11 protein-coding genes are annotated in these 18,831 nt (G+C 69.5%); 7 read left to right on the forward strand and 4 right to left on the reverse strand.

Going from position 1 to position 18,831, the window contains the following annotated elements; translation table 11 throughout:
- Positions 1-5 precede the first annotated feature (5 nt).
- The 4 genes from NX1_RS09870 (at position 6) to NX1_RS09885 (ending at position 11,962) form a co-directional block, all read left to right on the forward strand.
- Positions 6-4,586: a non-ribosomal peptide synthetase gene (locus tag NX1_RS09870; protein ID WP_068056923.1), complete on the forward strand. Its 4,581-nt coding sequence runs from the start codon at positions 6-8 to the stop codon at positions 4,584-4,586.
- A gap of 41 nt (positions 4,587-4,627) precedes the next feature.
- Positions 4,628-9,658, forward strand: a complete 5,031-nt coding sequence (locus NX1_RS09875) for a non-ribosomal peptide synthetase (protein WP_068056925.1) — start codon at positions 4,628-4,630, stop codon at positions 9,656-9,658.
- 104 nt (positions 9,659-9,762) lie between these two features.
- Positions 9,763-10,845, forward strand: a complete 1,083-nt coding sequence (locus NX1_RS09880; protein ID WP_068056927.1) for a DUF6545 domain-containing protein — start codon at positions 9,763-9,765, stop codon at positions 10,843-10,845.
- Between the two features lie 40 nt (positions 10,846-10,885).
- Positions 10,886-11,962 (forward strand): MAB_1171c family putative transporter, encoded by a 1,077-nt coding sequence (locus tag NX1_RS09885; RefSeq protein WP_169812212.1) that lies wholly within the window; start codon positions 10,886-10,888, stop codon positions 11,960-11,962.
- On the opposite strand, the gene NX1_RS09890 is transcribed toward NX1_RS09885, so the two are convergent.
- Entirely contained in the window at positions 11,931-13,316 is a 1,386-nt protein-coding gene (locus NX1_RS09890; protein ID WP_068056931.1) for a SagB family peptide dehydrogenase, read from the reverse strand. The genes NX1_RS09885 and NX1_RS09890 overlap by 32 nt on opposite strands.
- Positions 13,317-13,335: 19 nt before the next feature.
- Positions 13,336-14,316: an ABC transporter substrate-binding protein gene (locus tag NX1_RS09895; RefSeq protein WP_068057131.1), complete on the reverse strand. Its 981-nt coding sequence runs from the start codon at positions 14,314-14,316 to the stop codon at positions 13,336-13,338.
- A 141-nt stretch (positions 14,317-14,457) separates the two neighbouring features.
- On the opposite strand from NX1_RS09895, the gene NX1_RS09900 reads away from it, so the two are divergent.
- Positions 14,458-15,027: a Uma2 family endonuclease gene (locus tag NX1_RS09900; RefSeq protein ID WP_068056933.1), complete on the forward strand. Its 570-nt coding sequence runs from the start codon at positions 14,458-14,460 to the stop codon at positions 15,025-15,027.
- Between the two features lie 57 nt (positions 15,028-15,084).
- Positions 15,085-16,155: an MAB_1171c family putative transporter gene (locus NX1_RS09905; protein ID WP_157119652.1), complete on the forward strand. Its 1,071-nt coding sequence runs from the start codon at positions 15,085-15,087 to the stop codon at positions 16,153-16,155.
- On the opposite strand, the gene NX1_RS09910 is transcribed toward NX1_RS09905, so the two are convergent.
- Both NX1_RS09910 and NX1_RS09915 read right to left on the reverse strand, forming a co-directional pair.
- Complete coding sequence (locus NX1_RS09910; protein WP_157119653.1) at positions 16,145-16,525, reverse strand: cupin domain-containing protein; 381 nt, start codon at positions 16,523-16,525, stop codon at positions 16,145-16,147. The genes NX1_RS09905 and NX1_RS09910 overlap by 11 nt on opposite strands.
- Positions 16,526-16,536: 11 nt before the next feature.
- Complete coding sequence (locus NX1_RS09915; RefSeq protein ID WP_068056939.1) at positions 16,537-17,976, reverse strand: MFS transporter; 1,440 nt, start codon at positions 17,974-17,976, stop codon at positions 16,537-16,539.
- 69 nt (positions 17,977-18,045) lie between these two features.
- Here NX1_RS09915 and NX1_RS09920 point away from each other — a divergent pair, with 69 nt between their 5' ends.
- The gene (locus NX1_RS09920) at positions 18,046-18,813 is read left to right on the forward strand and encodes a TetR/AcrR family transcriptional regulator (RefSeq protein WP_084501292.1); all 768 of its coding nucleotides are present in this window, start codon (positions 18,046-18,048) and stop codon (positions 18,811-18,813) included.
- Positions 18,814-18,831: the final 18 nt, after the last annotated feature.

Consider the following 18,831-nt stretch of genomic DNA (forward strand, 5'->3'; position numbering starts at 1 on the left):
CTGGAATGTCGAAGACCACGCAGACGCCCGAGCGCAAGGCGGCGTCCCCGCAGATCGAGGACGTGCTAGCGCTCAGCCCGTTGCAGGAGGGCCTGTTCTCGCTCGCCAAGCTGGCCGGTGACGACGACCTCTACAACATGCAGTTCGTCATCGACGTGGCAGGCCCGGTCGACGTCGCGCTGCTGCGCCGCAGTGTCGAAGCGATCCTGCGGAGGCACGCCAATCTGCGCGCCGCGTTCTGGGACCGCGACGTGCCGAAGCCGGTGCAGATCGTGCCCAGCTCGGTGGAGCTGCCGTGGTTCGAAAGGGCCGCGGACGAAAGGGAACTCGAGGCCATCGTGGCCTCCGAGGCGCGCCACGGCTTCGATCTGTCTCGCGGACCCGCGCTGCGCGTCGCGGTGGTCGCCCTGCCGGACGGATCGCGGCGGATGATCGTCACGGCCCACCACATCCTGATGGACGGCTGGTCGCTCGGCGTGTTCTTCCGCGAGCTGTTCGCGGTCTACCAGGCGGGCGGGTCGGTCGCCGCGCTGCCCGCGCCGCGCCCCTACCGCGACTACATCGGCTGGCTGGCCGCCCGCGATACCGACGCCACCCTGCGCAGCTGGGCCGGCTATCTCGCCGACGTGGACCCGCTGATTCTCGCCGACCGCGCCGACGCGGCGGTGAACACGATCGTGCCGACCATCCACAAGGTGGCGCTCGACCGCGCCGACACCGATCGGGTGCAGCGCTGGGCCCGCGCGAACGGGCTGACCATGAACACGGTCGTCCAGTTCGCGTGGGCGATCGTGCTCGGCAGGCTGACCGACCGCAGCGACGTCGTCTTCGGCACCACGGTCTCCGGCAGACCGGACGAGCTGGCCGGTGTGGAGACCATGATCGGGCTGTTCATCAACACCATTCCGGTGCGTATCCGGCTCGACGAGCTGGCGGCCGCGGGCGGGGTGGCGCAGGGCTGCGCCCAGTTGCAACGCGCGTCGGCGGCCATGCGCGACAACGGATATCTGAGCCTGTCCGCCATCCAGCGGGCCACCGGGCGTGGCGCTCTGTTCGACACGCTCTTCGTGTACGAGAACGCTCCGGTCGCCGACGTCCTCCAGGCGATCACCACCGCGGACGGCACCACCTTCCGTCCGACAGCCTCGGAGAGCCTCACCCACTACCCATTGGCGGTCGTCTCCTATCTCCTCGACGGCGAACTGGCCGTCGTGGTGGAGGCGGTCGAGGCGGTGCTCGGCGAGCTCTCGCCCGCCGATCTCGGCGCGCGCCTGGTCGAGGTGCTGCGTCAGCTGCCGAAAATCGCTGATGCGGACCAGGATTCGCTCGACGTGCTGTTGCCGGGGGAGCGGCCGCAACCGCCCGCGGCCACCGCCGACGACGTGCTCGGCGTGACGGTGCCGGAGCTGTTCGCCCGTCAGGTGGCCGCGACGCCGGACGCCTTGGCGCTCAGCACCGAGCACGAGCGCTATACCTACCGCGAGCTGTCCGAGGCAGCGCTGCGCCTGGCCGGTGGGCTGTCCGCACGCGGCATCGGTCCGGAAGACGTTGTCGCCCTCGCCATGCCGCGCTCGGCGGAATCGATCATCGCGATCATGGGCGTGCTGGCCGCGGGCGCGGCCTATGTGCCCGTCGACATCACGCTGCCCGCCGCGCGAATCGAATCGATCGTGCGGCAGTCCGATCCGCGCCTGATCCTGGTCGACGGCGCCGGCGTGCCCGCACTCGACGAAATCGAGTCGCTGCCGCCCGTCGAGGCGTTCAGCGCGGTCGTGACCGACTTCGCCGCGCTCCCGGCGCCGGTCGCCGGGCACCCGGAACAGCGCGCGTACCTCATCTTCACCTCCGGCTCGACCGGAGAACCCAAAGGCGTCATGGGCACTCATGCCGCGCTGGCCGCCTACTTCGCCGACCACCGCGATCGGGTGTACCGGCCCGCGACGGCCCGGCTCGGCAGGCCGCTGCGGATCGCGCACGCGTGGTCGCTGAGCTTCGACGCGTCCTGGCAGCCGATGATCGGCCTGCTGGACGGTCAGTCGATCCACTTGTTCGACGCCGAGGAGATGCGCGACGCGCAGCGTCTCGTCGACGGCATCGGCAGGCACGGCATCGACATGATCGACACCACGCCGTCGATGTTCGCCCAGCTGGCCTCCGCGGGCCTGGTGGACGAGCGCGGTGCGGGTCTCGCGGTGCTCGCGCTCGGCGGCGAGGCCATCGGCGTGCCGCTGTGGAAGCAGCTGTGCGCCTTGCCGGACACGGCTGTGCACAACTGCTACGGCCCCACCGAGACCACGGTCGAAGCGGTGGTGGCGTCGGTGTCGGACCCGAAGGCGACGCCGACGATCGGATCGCCGACCACCGGAATGACCGGCTACGTTTTCGATTCCCGGCTGCGCCCGGTGCCGCACGGCGTCATCGGCGAGCTGTATCTCTCCGGCACCCAGCTGGCGCGCGGTTACGCGGGCAAGCCGGGCATCACCGCCGAGCGCTTCGTGGCCGATCCGTTCCGGCCCGGTCAGCGCATGTATCGCACCGGAGACCTGGTGCGCCGCTTGCCTTCCGGAGATCTCGCCTACCTGGGGCGCGCCGACGACCAGGTGAAGATCCGCGGCTACCGCATCGAGATCGGCGATATCGAGGCCGCGCTGCACGCGTTGCCCGGCGTACGGGAAGCCGCCGTCCTGGTGCTGCGCCGCCCGAGCGGACCGGTGCTGGTCGGCTTCGTGGTGGGCGCGGAGGTCGAATCCGCCCGGCTGCGTGCGGAACTCGCCGACAAGCTGCCGGGTTACATGGTGCCGCATCGCATCCTGTCCGTCGGCGCGCTGCCGGTCACCGGTAACGGCAAGCTCGACGCGCGCAGGCTCGAAACGCTCGCGAACGTCGCGCTGGACAGCGCGGCGCAGACCACCGCGCCGACCTCCGACACCGAACGCGCGCTGTGCGCGACCGTCGCCGAACTGACCGGCGGCGCCGAACCCGGTATCGACGACCACTTGGTCGAGCTGGGTCTGGACAGCATCGTCGCCATTTCCCTGGCGAACGCCCTGCGCCGCAAGGGCATCGCCACGAGCCCGCGCGCGGTGCTCACCGCGGGATCGATCCGGGAGCTCGCGGCTGCCATCGACGCGAGCGCGAGCGGCGAGCAGACCGGCGCCGTCGCGGAGTACGGCTCCGTCGGGCGGGTGCCGATCCTGTCCTGGATGCACGAGCACGGCAACTACCGCAGGCTGGCGCTGAACACCCTGCTCGAGCTGCCCGCCGACGTGGACGGCCCGCGCCTGGAAGCGGTGCTCCAGTCCCTGCTCGACGGCCACGACATGCTGCGGGCCCGCTTCGTGGAGACCGCGGCGGGCTACGACGTCGTCACCCGGGAGCCCGGCGTCGTGGTCGCCGCCGACATCCTGACGAAAATCGAAGCGGGCCCGAGCTTCCCGGCGGAACTCGGCGCGTACGCCCAAGCGGTGGCCGACGAGATCGATCCGCTCACCGGCGATCTGGTGCGCGCGGTCTGGTTCACCCGCGCCGATGCGCCGGATCTGCTGCTGATCGACATCCACCACCTCGCGGTGGATCCGGTGTCCTGGCACATCATCTGCGCCGACCTGGCCGCGGCCTGGGATCAGGTTTCGGCGGGTACGCCGGTGGCCGAACTTGCGCCACCGGTCGAATACACCTCGTACCGCACCTGGGCCGAGCGGACCCGCGCCCGCGCGGGCAGCGCGGAGGTCGCGGGGCAGCGCGAGTACTGGATCGCGCAGACCACGGCGGCGGACCCGGTGCTCGCCGCCCGGCGGCCGGACCCGAGCACCGACACCTGGTCCTCGTACCGGGTGCAGCCGCTGTTCACCGCGCCGGAGACGACCAAGGCGGTGCTCGACGGGCTGACCGGCGAGCTCGGCGTGCGCGAATTCCTGCTCGCCGCGGTGGCCGCGACCCTGGCCACTTGGCGCCGCGAACGCGGCCAGGACGCCACCGGCGGCGCGTACCTCGCGATGGAGGGCCACGGCCGCGAAGACCAGGTGCTCGGCGCCGACGTCGACACCGCGCAGACGGTCGGCTGGTTCACCAGCGTCTTCCCCGCACGCTTCGGTGCGGGCGCCGACCCGGTGGATGTCGCTGCGGCGGAACAGGATCCGGCCGCCGCGCGGGCCCTGCTCGATTCCGTCGCCGCGACGCTCGCCGCGGTGCCGAACAACGGCGTCGACTACGGCGTACTGCGCTACCTCGAGGCCGACACCGAGCTCGCCGCCGCTCCCGAGCCGCAGGTGCTGTTCGACTACCTCGGCCGGATGGACCTGGCCGTAGCGCGCAAGCCGTGGTCGCCGGTCCACGAGGTCGAACTGTTCACCCAGCTGCCGACCGCGCCCGAACCCGATTTCCCACTCCGGTACGCCATGGATGTCATCGCGGGCGTGCAGCCCACCGACGCCGGGCCGCAGCTGGTCACCCTGCTGCGGTGGAGCGATGCCCTGTTCACCGCCACCGACGTGGCGCGGCTCGCCGAGATCTGGCACGCCGCCGTCGCCGCGCTGGCGCGCGCCGTCGCGCCCGTCGCCGTCGGCACACCCGCGCAGGCCGAGTGAACCCGGAACCACAAGCCCGTCAGTCGAATCGAAGGACCGTCATGTCAGAGGACATTCTCGAGCGTCGTAAGCAGTTGCTACAGCGCCGGTTGCGCGAAAACGCCGTGAAAGCGGCCGCGCCCGCGCCGGTGCGCGCCCGCACCAGCGGCGAGCCGAGCCCGCTGTCGGACGCCCAGCGGCGCATGTGGTTCGTGCAGCGACTCGACCCGGCCGACACCACGCTCAACGTGTGCGTCGCCTACCGGCTGACCGGATCGCTCGACGCCGAACGGCTGCGCGCGGCCTGCGCCACCGTTCTCGCGCGGCACGAGGTGCTGCGCACCACCTACGGTGTCGACGCGGACGGCGAGCCGTTCCAGGTGTCCTGCGACGACGCCGAATTGCCTTGGCAAGTATACGATCTCAGCGCTCTCCCGGAAGCGAGCCGGAGCCTGCGGGTCGAGGTGCTCGCCCGCCGCGAGTTCGCGCGCCCCTTCGACCTGACCACCGACCTGCCGCTGCGCGCGACCCTGGCCAGGACCGCGGACGACGAGCACGTGCTGATCCTCGTCGTGCACCACGTCGGCTGGGACGACGACTCGTGGCCGGTGTTCTTCGCCGAGGTCAACGCCGCCTACCGCGGCGAGGAGCTGCCGGAACTGCGCGCCCAGTACATCGACGTCGAGGTCGGCGCGGGCTCGGACGCCGACGCCGCCGCTCTGGCCTGGTGGCGCGAGACGCTGACACCGCTGCCCGAACGCCTCGAGTTGCCGAGCAAGCCCGCGGTGGGCACACCGTCGAAGAACGCCGAGCGCTGCGTGCGGCCGCTCGCGCCGGAGCTGATGGCCCGGGTCGCCGAGCTCGCCCGCCTGCACTCGGCCACGCCGTTCATGGTGCTGCTCGCCGCGTTCGAGGCGCTAGTGCACCGGTACACCGCCGCGACCGACTTCCTCGTGTCGGTGCCGGTCGTCGACCGGCGCGCGGGCGCCGAGGGCCTGATCGGCTACTTCGGCAATGCCGTGCTGGTACGCGCGGACCTGGACAGCTCCGCCGATTTCGCCGCGCTGCTGGACAAGACCCGCGCCGCCTGCATCGGCGCGTTCGGCCACCAGGGCGTCGGCATCGACCGCGTCGTCCGCGAGGTCGGCCCCGAGCGTGTGGCGGGCCGCGACGCGATGGCCCAGCTGGTGCAGCTCAGCTTCAGCGTGCGCGGCGAGGCCAACGGATTCGACCTGGCCGGTGTGACAGCCGCCGAGCTGCAGCTGGGCAGCGCGGTGGCGCAGGAGGAACTCGGCCTGATGGTGGTTCTCGACAGCGCGGGCGCGCGGGTCGAGGCCACCTACCTGGTCGACGCACTGGACGAGCACCTGATCGCTCAGTTCCTGGATCACTACGCGCAATTGCTCGACAGCGCGCTGGCCGCGCCGGACCTACCGCTGCGCGATTTCGACATCCTCGGCGCCGTCGATCGGGCCGGCATTCTCGCGGCCTCGCATGGCGAGCTCTTCGAGCAGCCGGTGACCACGCTGACCGCCCTGATCGAAGCGCAGGCCGCGGCGACGCCGGATCGCATCGCGCTGGCCTCCGACGACGTCGAACTCACCTTCGGCGAGCTCGAGCGACGCGCGAACAGGTTGGCGCACTGGCTGATCGGACAGGGATTGGGCGCCGAGCGCATCGTCGCGCTGCAAGTGACGACCTCGATCGAATTCGTCGTCGCCAGTACAGCGGTGATGAAAGCCGGCGCCGCCTATCTGCCGATCGACCCCGGCTATCCGGCCGAACGGATCGAATACCTGCTCGGCGACGCGCAACCCGACCTCGTCCTCGACGCCGCCGCGCTCAACGCCGCGGAGGCGCAGGCCGCCGCGCTGCCGGAGCGGAACCCGGACGACGCTGATCGGACGGCGCCGCTGCGGCCCTCGAACACGGCGTACGTGATCTACACCTCAGGCTCGACCGGCAAGCCGAAGGGCGTCCCGGTACCGCACGAAGCGATCGCCGACCATCTGGTGAGCTTCCACGCGGAGTGGGATTTCACCCCCGAAGACCGGGTGCTGCAATCGACATCGGTCAGCTTCGACGCCTCGCTCGGCGACATTTTCCTGCCGCTGATCATGGGCGCCCGGGTGGTCATCCCCAAACCCAATGCCTATCGCGATATTCCGTATGTTGCCGATCTCGTCACCCGGCACGGCATTTCGGTGCTGCACATGGTGCCCTCGATGCTGGCCACCTTCCTTGTGCTGCCAGAAGTCAACGAATGGCGTACGCTGCGGCACGTTCCGGTGGGTGGCGAGGCACTGCTCGGTGAGGTCGCCGATCGGTTCGCCACGCAATTCGACGCGCGGCTGCGCAACCACTACGGTCCAACCGAAGCCGTGGTGTGCTCGACGCACATGGAGGTGGACGGACCACAGGGCAACGGGATCGTGCCGATCGGTGTCCCGAACCGGAATGTCTCCCTGTATTTGCTCGATACTGCGTTGCAGCTGGTGCCGACCGGCGTCGTCGGTGAGATCTACCTCGGCGGTCGTCAGCTGGCGCGCGGTTACCTGAACCGGCCGGGGCTTAGCGCGGAGCGGTTCGTCGCGGACCCGTTCGCCGCCGGTGGCCGGCTGTACCGGACCGGTGACCTCGCTCGTCGTAACGCGCACGGCGAGATCGAATTCATCGGCCGCGCCGACGAACAGGTCAAGGTGCGCGGCCACCGGATCGAGCTCGGAGAGGTGGAAGCCACCGTCACAGATCACCCCGGCGTCGTGCACTGCGTCGTGATTGTCACCGAGCATGCCTCGCTCGGACCGATCCTGGCCGGATACGTGGTGCCCGCCCAGGGCATCGAACTGGACCTCGATCAGGTGCGCGCGTTCGTCGGCGCGCGGCTGCCGGAGTACATGGTGCCCGCGGTGCTGACCGTCATCGACGAGGTGCCGCTGACCGCGCACGGCAAGCTGGACAAGCGCGCCCTGCCGACCCCCGAGCTCGCGGTGGCGCGCAGCTACCGGGAACCGAAGACGCCCACGGAGATTCGCGTCGCCGCGCTGTACGCCACCCTGTTCACCCAGGACCGGATCGGCGCCGACGACTCGTTCTTCGAGCTCGGCGGGCACTCGCTGCTCGCCGCCCGCCTCATCACCATGATCCGCGCCGAGTTCGGCATCGAGATCGATATGCGCGTGCCCTTCGACAAGCCGACCGTCGCCGGTCTCGCGGCCTATCTGGTCGCCTCGTTCCTCGACGAATTCGGCATCGACCTGGACGAACTCGGTGCGGCCGAGGAATCGAACGCCGATCAGGCCGTCGCGGAGGCGCGCTCGTCGCGGCCCGAACTGGTGCGTAGGGAGCGGCCCGAGCACATCCCGCTGTCGTACTCGCAGCGCGCGTACTGGTTGCAGCGGCGCATGGAAGGCTCGATCGACGGTGAGAACGTCACCTACCCGATCCGGTTCGACGGGCCGATCGACCGCGCCGCGCTGTTCGCCGCGGTCGACGACGTGGTGGCCAGGCACGAATCGCTGCGCACCACCTTCCCCGAGCACGAGGGCACGCCGTACCAGCTCGTGCACCCGATCGCGCACGTCGATGTCCCGGTCCTCGACCTGAACGGCGACGAGGGGAAGCTCGACGAAGAACTCGCGGCCGACGCCGATTACGTGTTCGACCTACAGGCCGAGCCGCTGCTGCGGCTGCGGTTGCTCGCACTCGACGAGCGGACCACCGTGCTGTCGATCCTGATGCACCACATCATCGCCGACCGCAGGTCCTGCCAGATCTTCGTCGACGATCTCACCGCGGCCTACCGCGCCCGGGTGCGCGGCGCAGCCCCGGAGTGGCCCGAATTGGCCATTCAGTTCGCCGATTTCGCGATGTGGCAGCGCGAGGTGTTCGACCGCGGTACGGATCGCGAGGTCAGCGCCTTCGGTCAGGCGCAGCTGGACTACTGGCGCGAGGCGCTGGCCGGACTGCCGGACGAGATCGCCGTCGGACACGACCGGCCGCGCCCACAGGTGCTGGGCCGCAACGGCGTCGGCACCGCGCGCACCGTGCCCGCCGCGATCTGGGAGCAGGCAAGGGCCAGGGCCGAGCAGGCCGGGGCCACCGAGTTCATGCTCTGCCAGGCCGTCAGCGCGGTGGTGCTGAACGCGCTCGGCGCGGGCGACGACCTGGCCATCGGCGCCGCGGTCGCCAACCGCATCGGCGAGGCGACCGACGATCTGATCGGCCTGTTCGCCAACGTCGTCGTGCTGCGCAACGACCTCTCGGGCGATCCGACCCCGCGCGTCGTGCTGGACCGGGTGCGTGACTCGGCGCTGGACGCGATCAGCAAGCAGGGTGTGCCCTTCGAGCGACTGGTCGAGACCATCAACCCGGCCCGCTCCCTCGCCCGCAATCCGCTGTTCCAGGTGATGATGCACTTCCGGCACCGGCAGGCGCCGGTCGCGTTCAGCGAGGACGGCGCGACGACGCTGACGGGCATCGCCAAGTTCTACGACGTGTCGTTCATGGACTTCCATTTCGACTACACCGTGGACACCACCGGTGACCTGATCGCGCGCGTCGTGGTCAACCCCGACCTGTACGAGGCATCGACCGGCGAGATCTTCGCCGACGTGCTGGCCAAAGCGTTCGAGGCCTTCGCCGAACAGCCCGACCGCGCGCTCACCGAGCTGAATGTGCTTCCCGCGGAATGGGACAAGGCGAGGTCGGTCGTGCACATGACGCCCGCGCCCGCGCGATTCAGCGATGGCGAGAGCGAGGCGCCGCAGACCCACACCGAGCGCACGCTGGTCGCGATCCTGGAGGAATTGCTCGAGATCACCGACGTGGGGCGCGACGACGGCTTCTTCGGCCTCGGCGGCGACAGCGTCATCGCCATCCAGTGGGCGGCGCGCGCGGGCGAGGCGGGTCTGCCGTTGACTCCGCAGCTGGTGTTCGAGTACTTCACCATCGCCGAATTGGCCGCAGCCGTGGACGAGGCAGCCGCGAACCCGCCCACCGAGGACGAGCACCGGCACGAGGCTATGTCGGTGTCCGGCCTGGATCAGGATGCCCTTGCCGCGCTGCAGACTTCGTGGGCAGCGCAGAACTGATGTGCTCCGGTCGGCCGGTCTCCGATCGGCCGACCGGAACGTCCGGCGTGCCTCCCTCTGCGGCCGGTTGGTGAGCTGCGACCAGCGCTGTACGGTCGGTGGTGATGAACTCGACGCCCGCCTCGGTCCTCGTTCCGGTCCTCGTGATCACGTCCGCGATCATCGGCGCACGATGGGTTCTGCTCCGCCACAGCACGATCGACCTGCTGCTCAATCGTGCCTTGACCTGGAGCGTCGGTGGGGTGTTCGCGTACGGCATCGTGGTATGGCTCGGGTTTCCCGAACTCGCGCCGCAGGTGTTCATCACCAGCGGATTGCTCGCCATGGCCAACGTCTACGGTCTGGCTCGGCTGCTCGACCGCGGCGACACCGAGAACGCGGCGGTCCGATTGCGGAACTATCACTTGGTCGCCGTGACGGTAGCGGGCGCCGCGATCGTCGCGGTGTCGCCGATCGGCCGCGTGCTCTCCATCGATCGAATTCTCGATTGGTACACGGTGGTCTGGGTGGCGGCCGACATCATGATCGCGGTGTCCGTGGTATTGATCGCCCGGGCGTGCGTGCGAGAGCTGCGCGGCCAAGTCGCCACGGTGCAGGAAAGATTGACCTACTCCAGCCTGCTGGTGCTCGCCTGCTCCTCCGGCGTGCTGACGGTCACCGCGCTGATCAACATCGCGGCGGGCAAGCCGCCGACCGAGCCGGGCGCGGCGGGCAGTGTCGGCGCGTTCATCTGTCTGTTGCTCTACGCGGTACTCGTGGCTGTTCCGCTGGTCACAGTGGTCCTCGAACGATTGGGGTTGGACGGGGCCGGTCGTGACTGCCGCCAGTTGCGTCCGATGTGGCTGGACCTCACGGCGGTGGTGCCGGGAGTCGTCCTCGACCGGAAACTCCATCACGCGGACTCGGTCGCGCGGCGTTACCGCATGATGGTCGAAATCTCGGACGCTCTGCTCTATCTCAGAAAACTGGATCTCGAATCGCCCGGAGATACGCACGTCGGCGACGAGCGCGAGGCGCTCGCCCGGCAGATGCCTGAGCTCGTGCGGAAAGCGCTTCCTGCCGATGGTGTGGGCGACGGACTCTCGCGTGGCGAAGGGCACCGTGCTGCGGACCTTCAGATGTTGCTGGAACTGGCCCGCGAATGGCCCGCCCTCCGTGCGGACGTCATCCGGTCGTCCATGCGGTGAATCGGCTGGACAAGGACGCACATCCGATGTCGATGCCCGGATGTCCGGCATGAGCGGCGCGGCGCCGATAGGGCTTATGGTTCCGGCGTTCGGGCTGCAGGTCGCGGTGACCGTCGGCCGGTGGTCGCTGGTGAACGAGACGCCCGCCGACCGACTCATCAACCGGGCGTTGAGTTTCAGCGCGATCTGCGTGTTCGCCGCGCTGTGGGACACCGATCTGAGTGCCGACGGCTACCCGAGCAGGGTCTTCCTCGTCTGCGGTGTGCTGGCGTTGGCCAGTGTTTACGGCTTGGCCGAATTGTTCGACGGCGCCGACCCACGAGCGGTCCGTCGCAGGCAGTGGGGATACGACGTTTTCGCGGTGAGCGGCGCGGGGTTGCTGTTGCTCGGTGACGGTCTCGCCGCGCCCGCGAACTGGTGGCGGACTTTGCTGTGGGTCGCGGTCTTCCAGCTGCCGATGGCCGGGGCGGGAGTGCGCATTATGCGCGCTTGCCTGCGCGAAATGCCGCGCGCGAGTTCACGATTGGAGCGGATCGCCTACTCGGCGTTGATGGTGACCGCCGCTTACTGGTGCGGCGCGGCCCTTTTCGCCGCGGCCATATCGGTCCTGCGCGGCGTCACTTATCCCACCGAATGGACCGTGGCCTCGTGCCTGGTCTACCTGTTCGTCACCCTGCTCACGGCGGTGCCGCTGGTCAGGGCCGTTGGCGTGTACAGCGGACTCGACCGCACCGGGCGGGAACTACGCACGCTGCGCCCGCTCTGGCGCGACCTCACGACCGCCGTTCCCGAAGTCGTGTTGCCCGCGACCGGACGGATCACCGAACCGGACTCGCGCCTCTACCGCATGGTCGTCGAGAGCAGGGACGCGCTACGGCAGCTGCGGATGTACATGCCGCGGGACGACTCCGGCGAGCTCGGCATCGCGGCCTACGCGCGCCGGATCGCGCAAGCCGTCGACGCCAAGGCGGCCGGGGTCGCGCCGTCCGCCGAGCTGGCGGCGGGGGAGAACCCGTACGCGGGCCAGGATGTGGACGCCGAACTCGGGCACCTGCTCGAGCTGGCCAGGGCCTGGCCGGGCGCGGTCAGCGAGCCCGCGCGGGCGAACCGACGATGATGCTGCCGACGTTGCATTCCTCGAGCTCGTTCACGCCCGCGGCGGAGACGAACGCGGCGGTGTCGCTGAAGCCCTGCGCGCACGCGCCGAGACCCATCGCGGTGGCCGCGAGATACACCGTCTGCATGAGCACGCCGACGTGCTTGAGGATGCTCGCGTAGGCGACCTGCTCGTAGGTCCACATCACGCGCCCCGAGCGCGCGGCCATCAGCAGGACCAGCTGCGGTTCGCCGCCGTCGACCAGCGTGGCCGAGGTGGAGCGGATCAGCTTCTGCACGGCGGGCGAGTCGGCGGGGGCGACGGGACGCAGCACGTGGTCGAACGAATCGTAGTGGTACATACCGGGTTCCAGACCCGCGACGTTGCGCACGATCGGGTACAGCTCCAGCTCGTACACGCTGCCGCCCGAGGGGTACGGGCGCGAGGTGAGCTCCTCGCCGTCGGCGACCTGGCGGACCGAGCGGGTGCGGGCGGTGCGGTACAGCAGCTCGCCCAACTGGTCGACGTTCATCGGCGCGGCGTCGTCGAAATCGCGGCAGGAGACCCGGTCTTCGAGCACGTCGGTGAGGCTGGGGTCGGCGATGCGCAACTTGTCCAGGTCGGGCTCGGCCAGCGTGATCGCCGCGCCGGGGTAGTTCGGCTTGCGCGCGGGCGGCTGTGGGAAGGACGGCTTGCCCCACTTGGTCGGGCCGAAGTGCTCCCAGGTGATGGTGCGCGGACCGAGCGTGCTGCGGCGGTGGAACCACAGGTCGGGCGCGCTCCAGCTGCGCGTGGTGAACTCGCGTTCCTCGGCGTCCGGATCGGCGACAAGGAATCCGCACCAGTGCAGGTCGTCGGCGAGCTGGGACTTGATCCCGACCGGCAGGGTGGAGTCGGCCGCGCCGGGGCCGTCGAGCAGGCCGAGCAAGCGCGGGTCGTGGATGCGCAGATCGCACCAGGCCAGCGGATGCTCCAGCACGAAGCCCTCCGAGTCACGGTGCAGCACAGCGAATTTCGAGAGGGTGGCCGACCACGGCAGCGGGGTCTTCGGCCGGGCGGGCGGGTTGGCGAATGGCCGGATGGTGTAGAGGTCGCGGCCGCCGTCGCGCACGGTCACCGACAGCCAGCCGCCGTCGGTCAGGCGCTCCACCAGCTCGCCGACCCCGTCGCCGCCGTCCGTGCCCGCCAACTCGCCGAGCGTGGACGGGCCCTGGTTCAGCGTCTTCAGCGCCCGCACCTGGTCCGCGCCGAGGTCGGTGAGCTTCTGGTTGTTCGGTGGATTCAACAGCACCGCACCCGTCGGCACGGTGACGCAGGTGACGCCGTCGCGCAGCGCGAACCGGGTCTGATCGGGGTAGGTGGTGACGGCGGGCACCGGGAACTCCTCTTGCTTCTTACTTCGCGACGTTGGCCAGCGCGGGCGACAGCTTGTCCAGGATGAACGGGATGCTCAGCACGGTCGGCTGGTTGACCCCGGTGATCTCCTGCGTGGTGAGGAAGACGACCGCGTCCTTCTTCACCGCGGGCAGCTCGGCGTAACCGGGCAGCTGGCGCCACTTTTCGTCCATGCCCGCCGAGAAACCGGCCAGCAGCAGGTCGGCGCTGAGCTCGTTGACGCGCTCCGGCGACAGCGCGACGCGGCCCTGGTTGGCGGGCAGATCGACGAGGTTCTTCGGAATGCCGAGACCGAGCTGGGCGAACACCTTGCTCGATCCGTCGTTCGGGTCGTTGAGCACCATCAGCTGGGTCATGCTGGCCAGCCAGGTGCTGGCGAAGGTCTTGCCCTTCAGGCCGGGGTTGGCCGTCGTGATGCCCGCGATCTTGTCGTTCACGCCCGCGATGAGCTTCGTCGCCTCGTCCTGCTTGTGCAGCACCTTGCCGAGCGTGGTCACCAGGTCCTGCCAGGGCGTGACGATCTCCTTGCCGAGGCCGGGCAGAGTCGGCGCGACCCTGGAGAACTCGTCGTAGTTCTTCTGATCGGCGATAAAGGAGTCGGCCAGGATCAGGTCCGGTTCCAGCGCGGCGACCTGTTCGGCCAAGTTGCCCGTGGTACTCAGCGGTTTCGCGCCCTCGCCGATCTTGGGCTGCCACGGCGGCGCGCTTTTGCCGAGCACGGCGACATTGTCGATGTAGGCGGCGGGCGTCACGCCGAGCGCGATGCTGGTGTCGAGCCACTGGTTGCCGAGCACGACGATCTTCTTCGGTACCCCGGTGATGGTGGTCTCGCCCCTGACGTGGCTGACGGTGATCGACTCGCCGTCACCGCTCGCCGCGTCACTCGACGATCCACACGCGGTGACGCCGAGGGCCATGGCGCCGGCCAGCACGGACACCACCGCCCGCGCCCAACCGCGGGACGCCCGAACAGACCTCATCGCCGAACCCTCCTTCACCGAGGAACCCCTCGATCTGCCCTTCCGAGCCACCAGATTTAGTCAGCCAAGCCTAACCTATCCCTGAAATGGCCCTCGGCCGGATACGACGAGGACGACTCCCAGCCTGGGTACGCTGCGCGCATGTCCGAGCATCTGCCGCACGAGATGACCGAGGAGCAGTACCGTCGGCTGCCGGAGAACATCGCCCGCGAGATCGAAGTGGTGCATGGGCACGTGATCGTCTGCGAGTCACCGGTGCCCGAACACAATCGAGTTGCCCGGCGGCTGGCGAGCGCCATGGAACAGCCGCCGAGCACCGAGCCGTGCATTCGGGTCGAGACCGATATCGATGTGGTGCTCTGGCGGATCCCGAAGTTCACGTTCCGTCGGCCCGATGTCACGGTCTACCGCTGTCTGCCCGAGCGTGGCGCCAAACCGGAGGCGTCGGACGCATTGATCGTCGTCGAGGTGTCGTCGCCCTCGACCGCGGCCGAGGACTTGCTCGACAAGAAGGCTCAGTATGCCCGGGTGGGAATCCCTCTCTATCTGGTGGTTTCACTCGACACCAAGTACGAGATCGAGGAAGTACGCGAGTTCCGCCTTGACGCGCACGCGGGGGAGTACCGCTTGCACCGGCTGCACCGAGAAGGCTCTCTCGAGCTGGAGCACGTCATCATCGGAGAAATAAGCTTCGCCGACCTCGTCCGCTAGCGGGCTCAGCGGAAGCGGTCCCAGGCTGTGTCGGTGCCGGGTGGTTAGGGTGCTGGCGTGAGTACTTTGCCGCTCGCGGGCGTGGGGGCGGTGGCCGTGTTCATCGCCGCGATAATTGTGGGGCGTTGGTTCCTGGTGAACGAGTTGCTGATCGATCGGCTGATCAATGCGGCGTTGAGCTGGGATCTGGCGGCGATCGTCGCGTACGAGATCGCGAGTGTGCTCGGCGTGCGCGATCTCGCGGAGCGCTTGTTCCTCGGACTTGGTGCGATGGCACTGGCCTACGGGTACGGGTTCGCCAGGCTGCTCGCCGGCATGGACCCCGAGACGCTGCGATCCCGGCAGCCTCGATACAACAGAGTCGGCGCGATCACGGGAGCGCTCATCCTGTCGGGCCCGGCGCTGGCCGGTCTGCTCGGCGCTCCCGCCGCCCAGAGCAGAGTGATCTGGACGGCGGGCAGTCTCGTCATCGTGAGTTGTGGAGCACTGATCGCCAAGGCGTGCGTACGAGAACTCCGCACGGCCGACCCGACGACCGGGGAGCGTTGGGCGTACTACGCTCTGCTCGTCTTCGGGTTGTACTGCTGCTTCGCGTCGGGGGTTGGTGCGTTCCGCACCATCGCGGGGACACCGTACGTGGAACCCGGTTTGCCGTGGGCCGTAGCAACTTTCGTGATGCTCGCCGTAGTGACGGCATTGATCGCGATCCCGCTGTTCAGTGCCGCGCTTGTGCGCAGCGGGTTCGATCGAAACGGCCGCGCATGCCGAGAATTGCGGCCACTGTGGTGCGACCTCACCGCCGCCGTCCCGGAAATCGTGCTGCTACCGGATGATTCGCACCCCGGTGAGCCGATGCAGCGGCTGTATCGGATGACGGTCGAGATCCAGGACGCGTTGCTGCACCTGCGGCCCTACGAGCCGGAACCGTCGGGCGAGCCGAGCATGGCCGACTACGCCAGGCGGATCGCGCACGCCGCACGAGCGAAGACCTCCGGCGAACCACCCCGCACGCGCGGCGGCGCACCCGCGAGCGCCGTACAAGCGCTCGGGGTGGACGACCGCGCCGCGGGTCTTCGTGATTTGCTCCGGCTCGCCAAGGCGTGGCCGAAGGAACGGATCAAGGTGTGACCGGTTCCTGACGGGTCTCGGCGCGCAGGCCGATGGACATGATGTCGGAGGGCTCGTCGAGTTCGATGCGGTGCCAACGGTTTCGGGGAACGACATAAGCGCTGCCCGCACACAGGGGCACCACGGTTTCGGGATCGCCTGCGTTCTCGGGGCGCAGGTAGAGGCGGAATCCGCCGGAGAGACAGCAGACGGCCTCCTCGCTGGACGGGTGGATCTCCCAGTGGTCGGCGTGCACGTCGGCGTCGGTTTCGACGTGGAAGGCGGCCAGCTGCCAGCCGCCTGAGTCGTCGGCCATACGGCGGGGGGCGGTTCCGACGTTGCCGTCGGGGCGGAACTGCAGGGCCCTGCTGAACAGATCGATGGACTTCATGGTGTTTCCTTTCATCGAGTGACCGCGGGAAGTTCTTCCAGCAGTGGTTGTTTCGCTTTCGGCGCGCGGCGTGCGGCGGGCAGTACGAGGGCCGCGACGGCCGCCGCCCCGACGAAGAGCAGTGCGGCAACGGCCAAGCCGAGCGCGTAGCCGTCGTTGAGGCCCGCCGGATCCATCCGGTCCCCGGTGCGGGCGGCGGCGAGGGTGGCCAGGGCGGCGACGCCGACGCTGCCGCCGAGTTGCCTGGCGCTGTTGAAGACTCCCGAGGCCATTCCGGCTTCGGCGCCGGCGACGCCCATCGTCGCGGCGGTCGCGACCGGCGCGAGACACAGTCCGAGCCCGAATCCGCCAACCAGCGACGGGCCGAGTACGTCGGCGATGAACCCGCCATCCGGACTGATCAGCGCGAACCATCCGATCCCGAGCGCGGCGACCGCTCCACCGCCGATCAGCGGCCCGCGCGGCGAGCGCCGCGCCCCGAGCTTGGTGGCGGCCACCGTGCCCGCGATGACCGCGAGTGAGAACGGCACGAACGCCGCACCCGCCGCGCCCGCGCTCATGCCGAGCACCTGCTGCAAGTACAGCGATGTCAGGTAGAAGGCCGCGAATTGCGCAGCGGCGGCTAGAAATACGAAGGTGTTCGCGCCCGTGACCCAACGGCTGCGGAACAGCCCGAGGCGAAGCAGCGGGTCCGCGGCGCGCCGCTCCCACGCGACGAACGCCGCGAGCGTCACCGCCGCGGCGGCCAGTGTCGCTCCGGTAACCGACGAGAGCCAGCCGTACCGCTCGGTGCGGATCACGCCGACAACCAGCAGGCCGACTCCGCCGGTGGCCAGCGCCGCCCCGGCAATGTCCAGCCGCCGCGCCGCGCCGCCGGACGTATCGGCGGCGACGCCGGCCAGCACCGCGACCAATGTGACCACCACGATCGGCGCGTTGATCAACATCACCCAGCGCCAGCTCAGGTACTCGGTGAGCAGCCCGCCGACCAGCACGCCCATCGCGCCGCCCGCCGCGTTCACCGCACCCCAGACCCCGAGCGCCCGAACCCGCGCGGGCCCCTCGGCGAAGGTGGTGGTGAGGGTCGCCAGCGCGGCGGGTGCGACGGCCGCGGCGGCGACGCCTTGAATCGCCCGCGACCCGACCAGCTCCCACGGCGCCTGTGCCAATCCGCCTGCGAGCGACGCGATTCCGAAGAAGACGAGCCCGCCGAGAAACAGCCTGCGTCGCCCGAACACATCCGCGGCCTTGCCGCCGAGCAGCAGGAACCCGCCGAAGGTCAGCGCGTAGACGTGCACCACCCAGGCCAGATCGAGGGGCGCGAACCCGAGATCCGCGCGAATCGCGGGCAGCGCCACGTTCACCACCGCCATGTCCAACGCGACCATGAACTGCGCGACGGCCACCGCCGTCAACGCGACCCCAGGTCTTCGATTCGAGTTTTTATACATGTATAAAAACTAACCGCGCGGCGGACCCTTGTCCACACCTTCGCCTCGCCGTACGCGAAGATGGGGCCCATGTCCCCTTCGTCGTCGCAGCGTGAGCCGGGTGAGCGCACCGCACCGGCGCGCCGTAAGCCAGCCGGTGCGAAGGCGGACGACCATGAACCGTCGGCTGACCGCGCGTCGTCGGAGCGCCGCACCGGCAGGCCCGCGCGCATCTCCCGCGCGGAGATCGTCGCGGCCGCGCACGCGGTGCTCGATGCGGAGGGCGTCGAGAAGCTGACGATGCGCAGGCTGGCCACCGAACTCGGCTGCACGCCGATGGCGCTCTACCACCACGTGCGCGACAAAGAGGACCTGCTGCGTGTGCTGCTCAACGACTACGCGGACCAGGTCGCCTTGCCGGATCTGCCGGCCGATCCGAAACAGCGAATCCTGGTCGCCGCCACCGCGATGCACGACGTGCTGGCCGCTCGTCCGTGGATCGTCGAGGTGCTCACCGAGGGCGATTTGTTCGGGCTGTCCGCACTGTGGTTCAGCGAGAACATCATCGACGCTGCCGTCGCCGCAGGTCTCACCCTCGACCGTGCCGCGCACGCGTACCGCGCCATCTGGCACTACACCGCGGGAGAAATCCTCATCCGCGGCAACGCCGTTCGTCGCGCCGCCGACGAACGGCCCACCTACCGCGACGAGGTCTTCGCCGACCTCGACCCCGAAACGCTCCCGCGCCTGGCCGAACTCGGCCCTCGGTGGGCCGCGCTCAGCGCCGCCGACACCTACGCCGAGGGCCTGCGCGCCCTCGTCGACGGCCTACTCGCACCGGGATCCGGCCGGAGATGACGATCGCCGCGCGACGGC

This window comes from Nocardia xishanensis NBRC 101358 (assembly GCF_001613365.1).
Taxonomy (GTDB): Bacteria; Actinomycetota; Actinomycetes; order Mycobacteriales; family Mycobacteriaceae; genus Nocardia; species Nocardia xishanensis.

Bases quoted from the DNA above. Each gene is read 5' to 3' on its own strand.
- NX1_RS09915 (WP_068056939.1), bottom strand. From the start codon at position 17,976: ATGTATAAAAACTCGAATCGAAGACCTGGGGTCGCGTTGACGGCGGTG.
- NX1_RS09870 (WP_068056923.1), top strand. From the start codon at position 6: ATGTCGAAGACCACGCAGACGCCCGAGCGCAAGGCGGCGTCCCCGCAG.
- NX1_RS09920 (WP_084501292.1), top strand. From the start codon at position 18,046: ATGTCCCCTTCGTCGTCGCAGCGTGAGCCGGGTGAGCGCACCGCACCG.
- NX1_RS09885 (WP_169812212.1), top strand. From the start codon at position 10,886: ATGTCCGGCATGAGCGGCGCGGCGCCGATAGGGCTTATGGTTCCGGCG.
- NX1_RS09880 (WP_068056927.1), top strand. From the start codon at position 9,763: ATGAACTCGACGCCCGCCTCGGTCCTCGTTCCGGTCCTCGTGATCACG.
- NX1_RS09895 (WP_068057131.1), bottom strand. From the start codon at position 14,316: ATGAGGTCTGTTCGGGCGTCCCGCGGTTGGGCGCGGGCGGTGGTGTCC.
- NX1_RS09910 (WP_157119653.1), bottom strand. From the start codon at position 16,525: ATGAAGTCCATCGATCTGTTCAGCAGGGCCCTGCAGTTCCGCCCCGAC.
- NX1_RS09875 (WP_068056925.1), top strand. From the start codon at position 4,628: ATGTCAGAGGACATTCTCGAGCGTCGTAAGCAGTTGCTACAGCGCCGG.
- NX1_RS09900 (WP_068056933.1), top strand. From the start codon at position 14,458: ATGTCCGAGCATCTGCCGCACGAGATGACCGAGGAGCAGTACCGTCGG.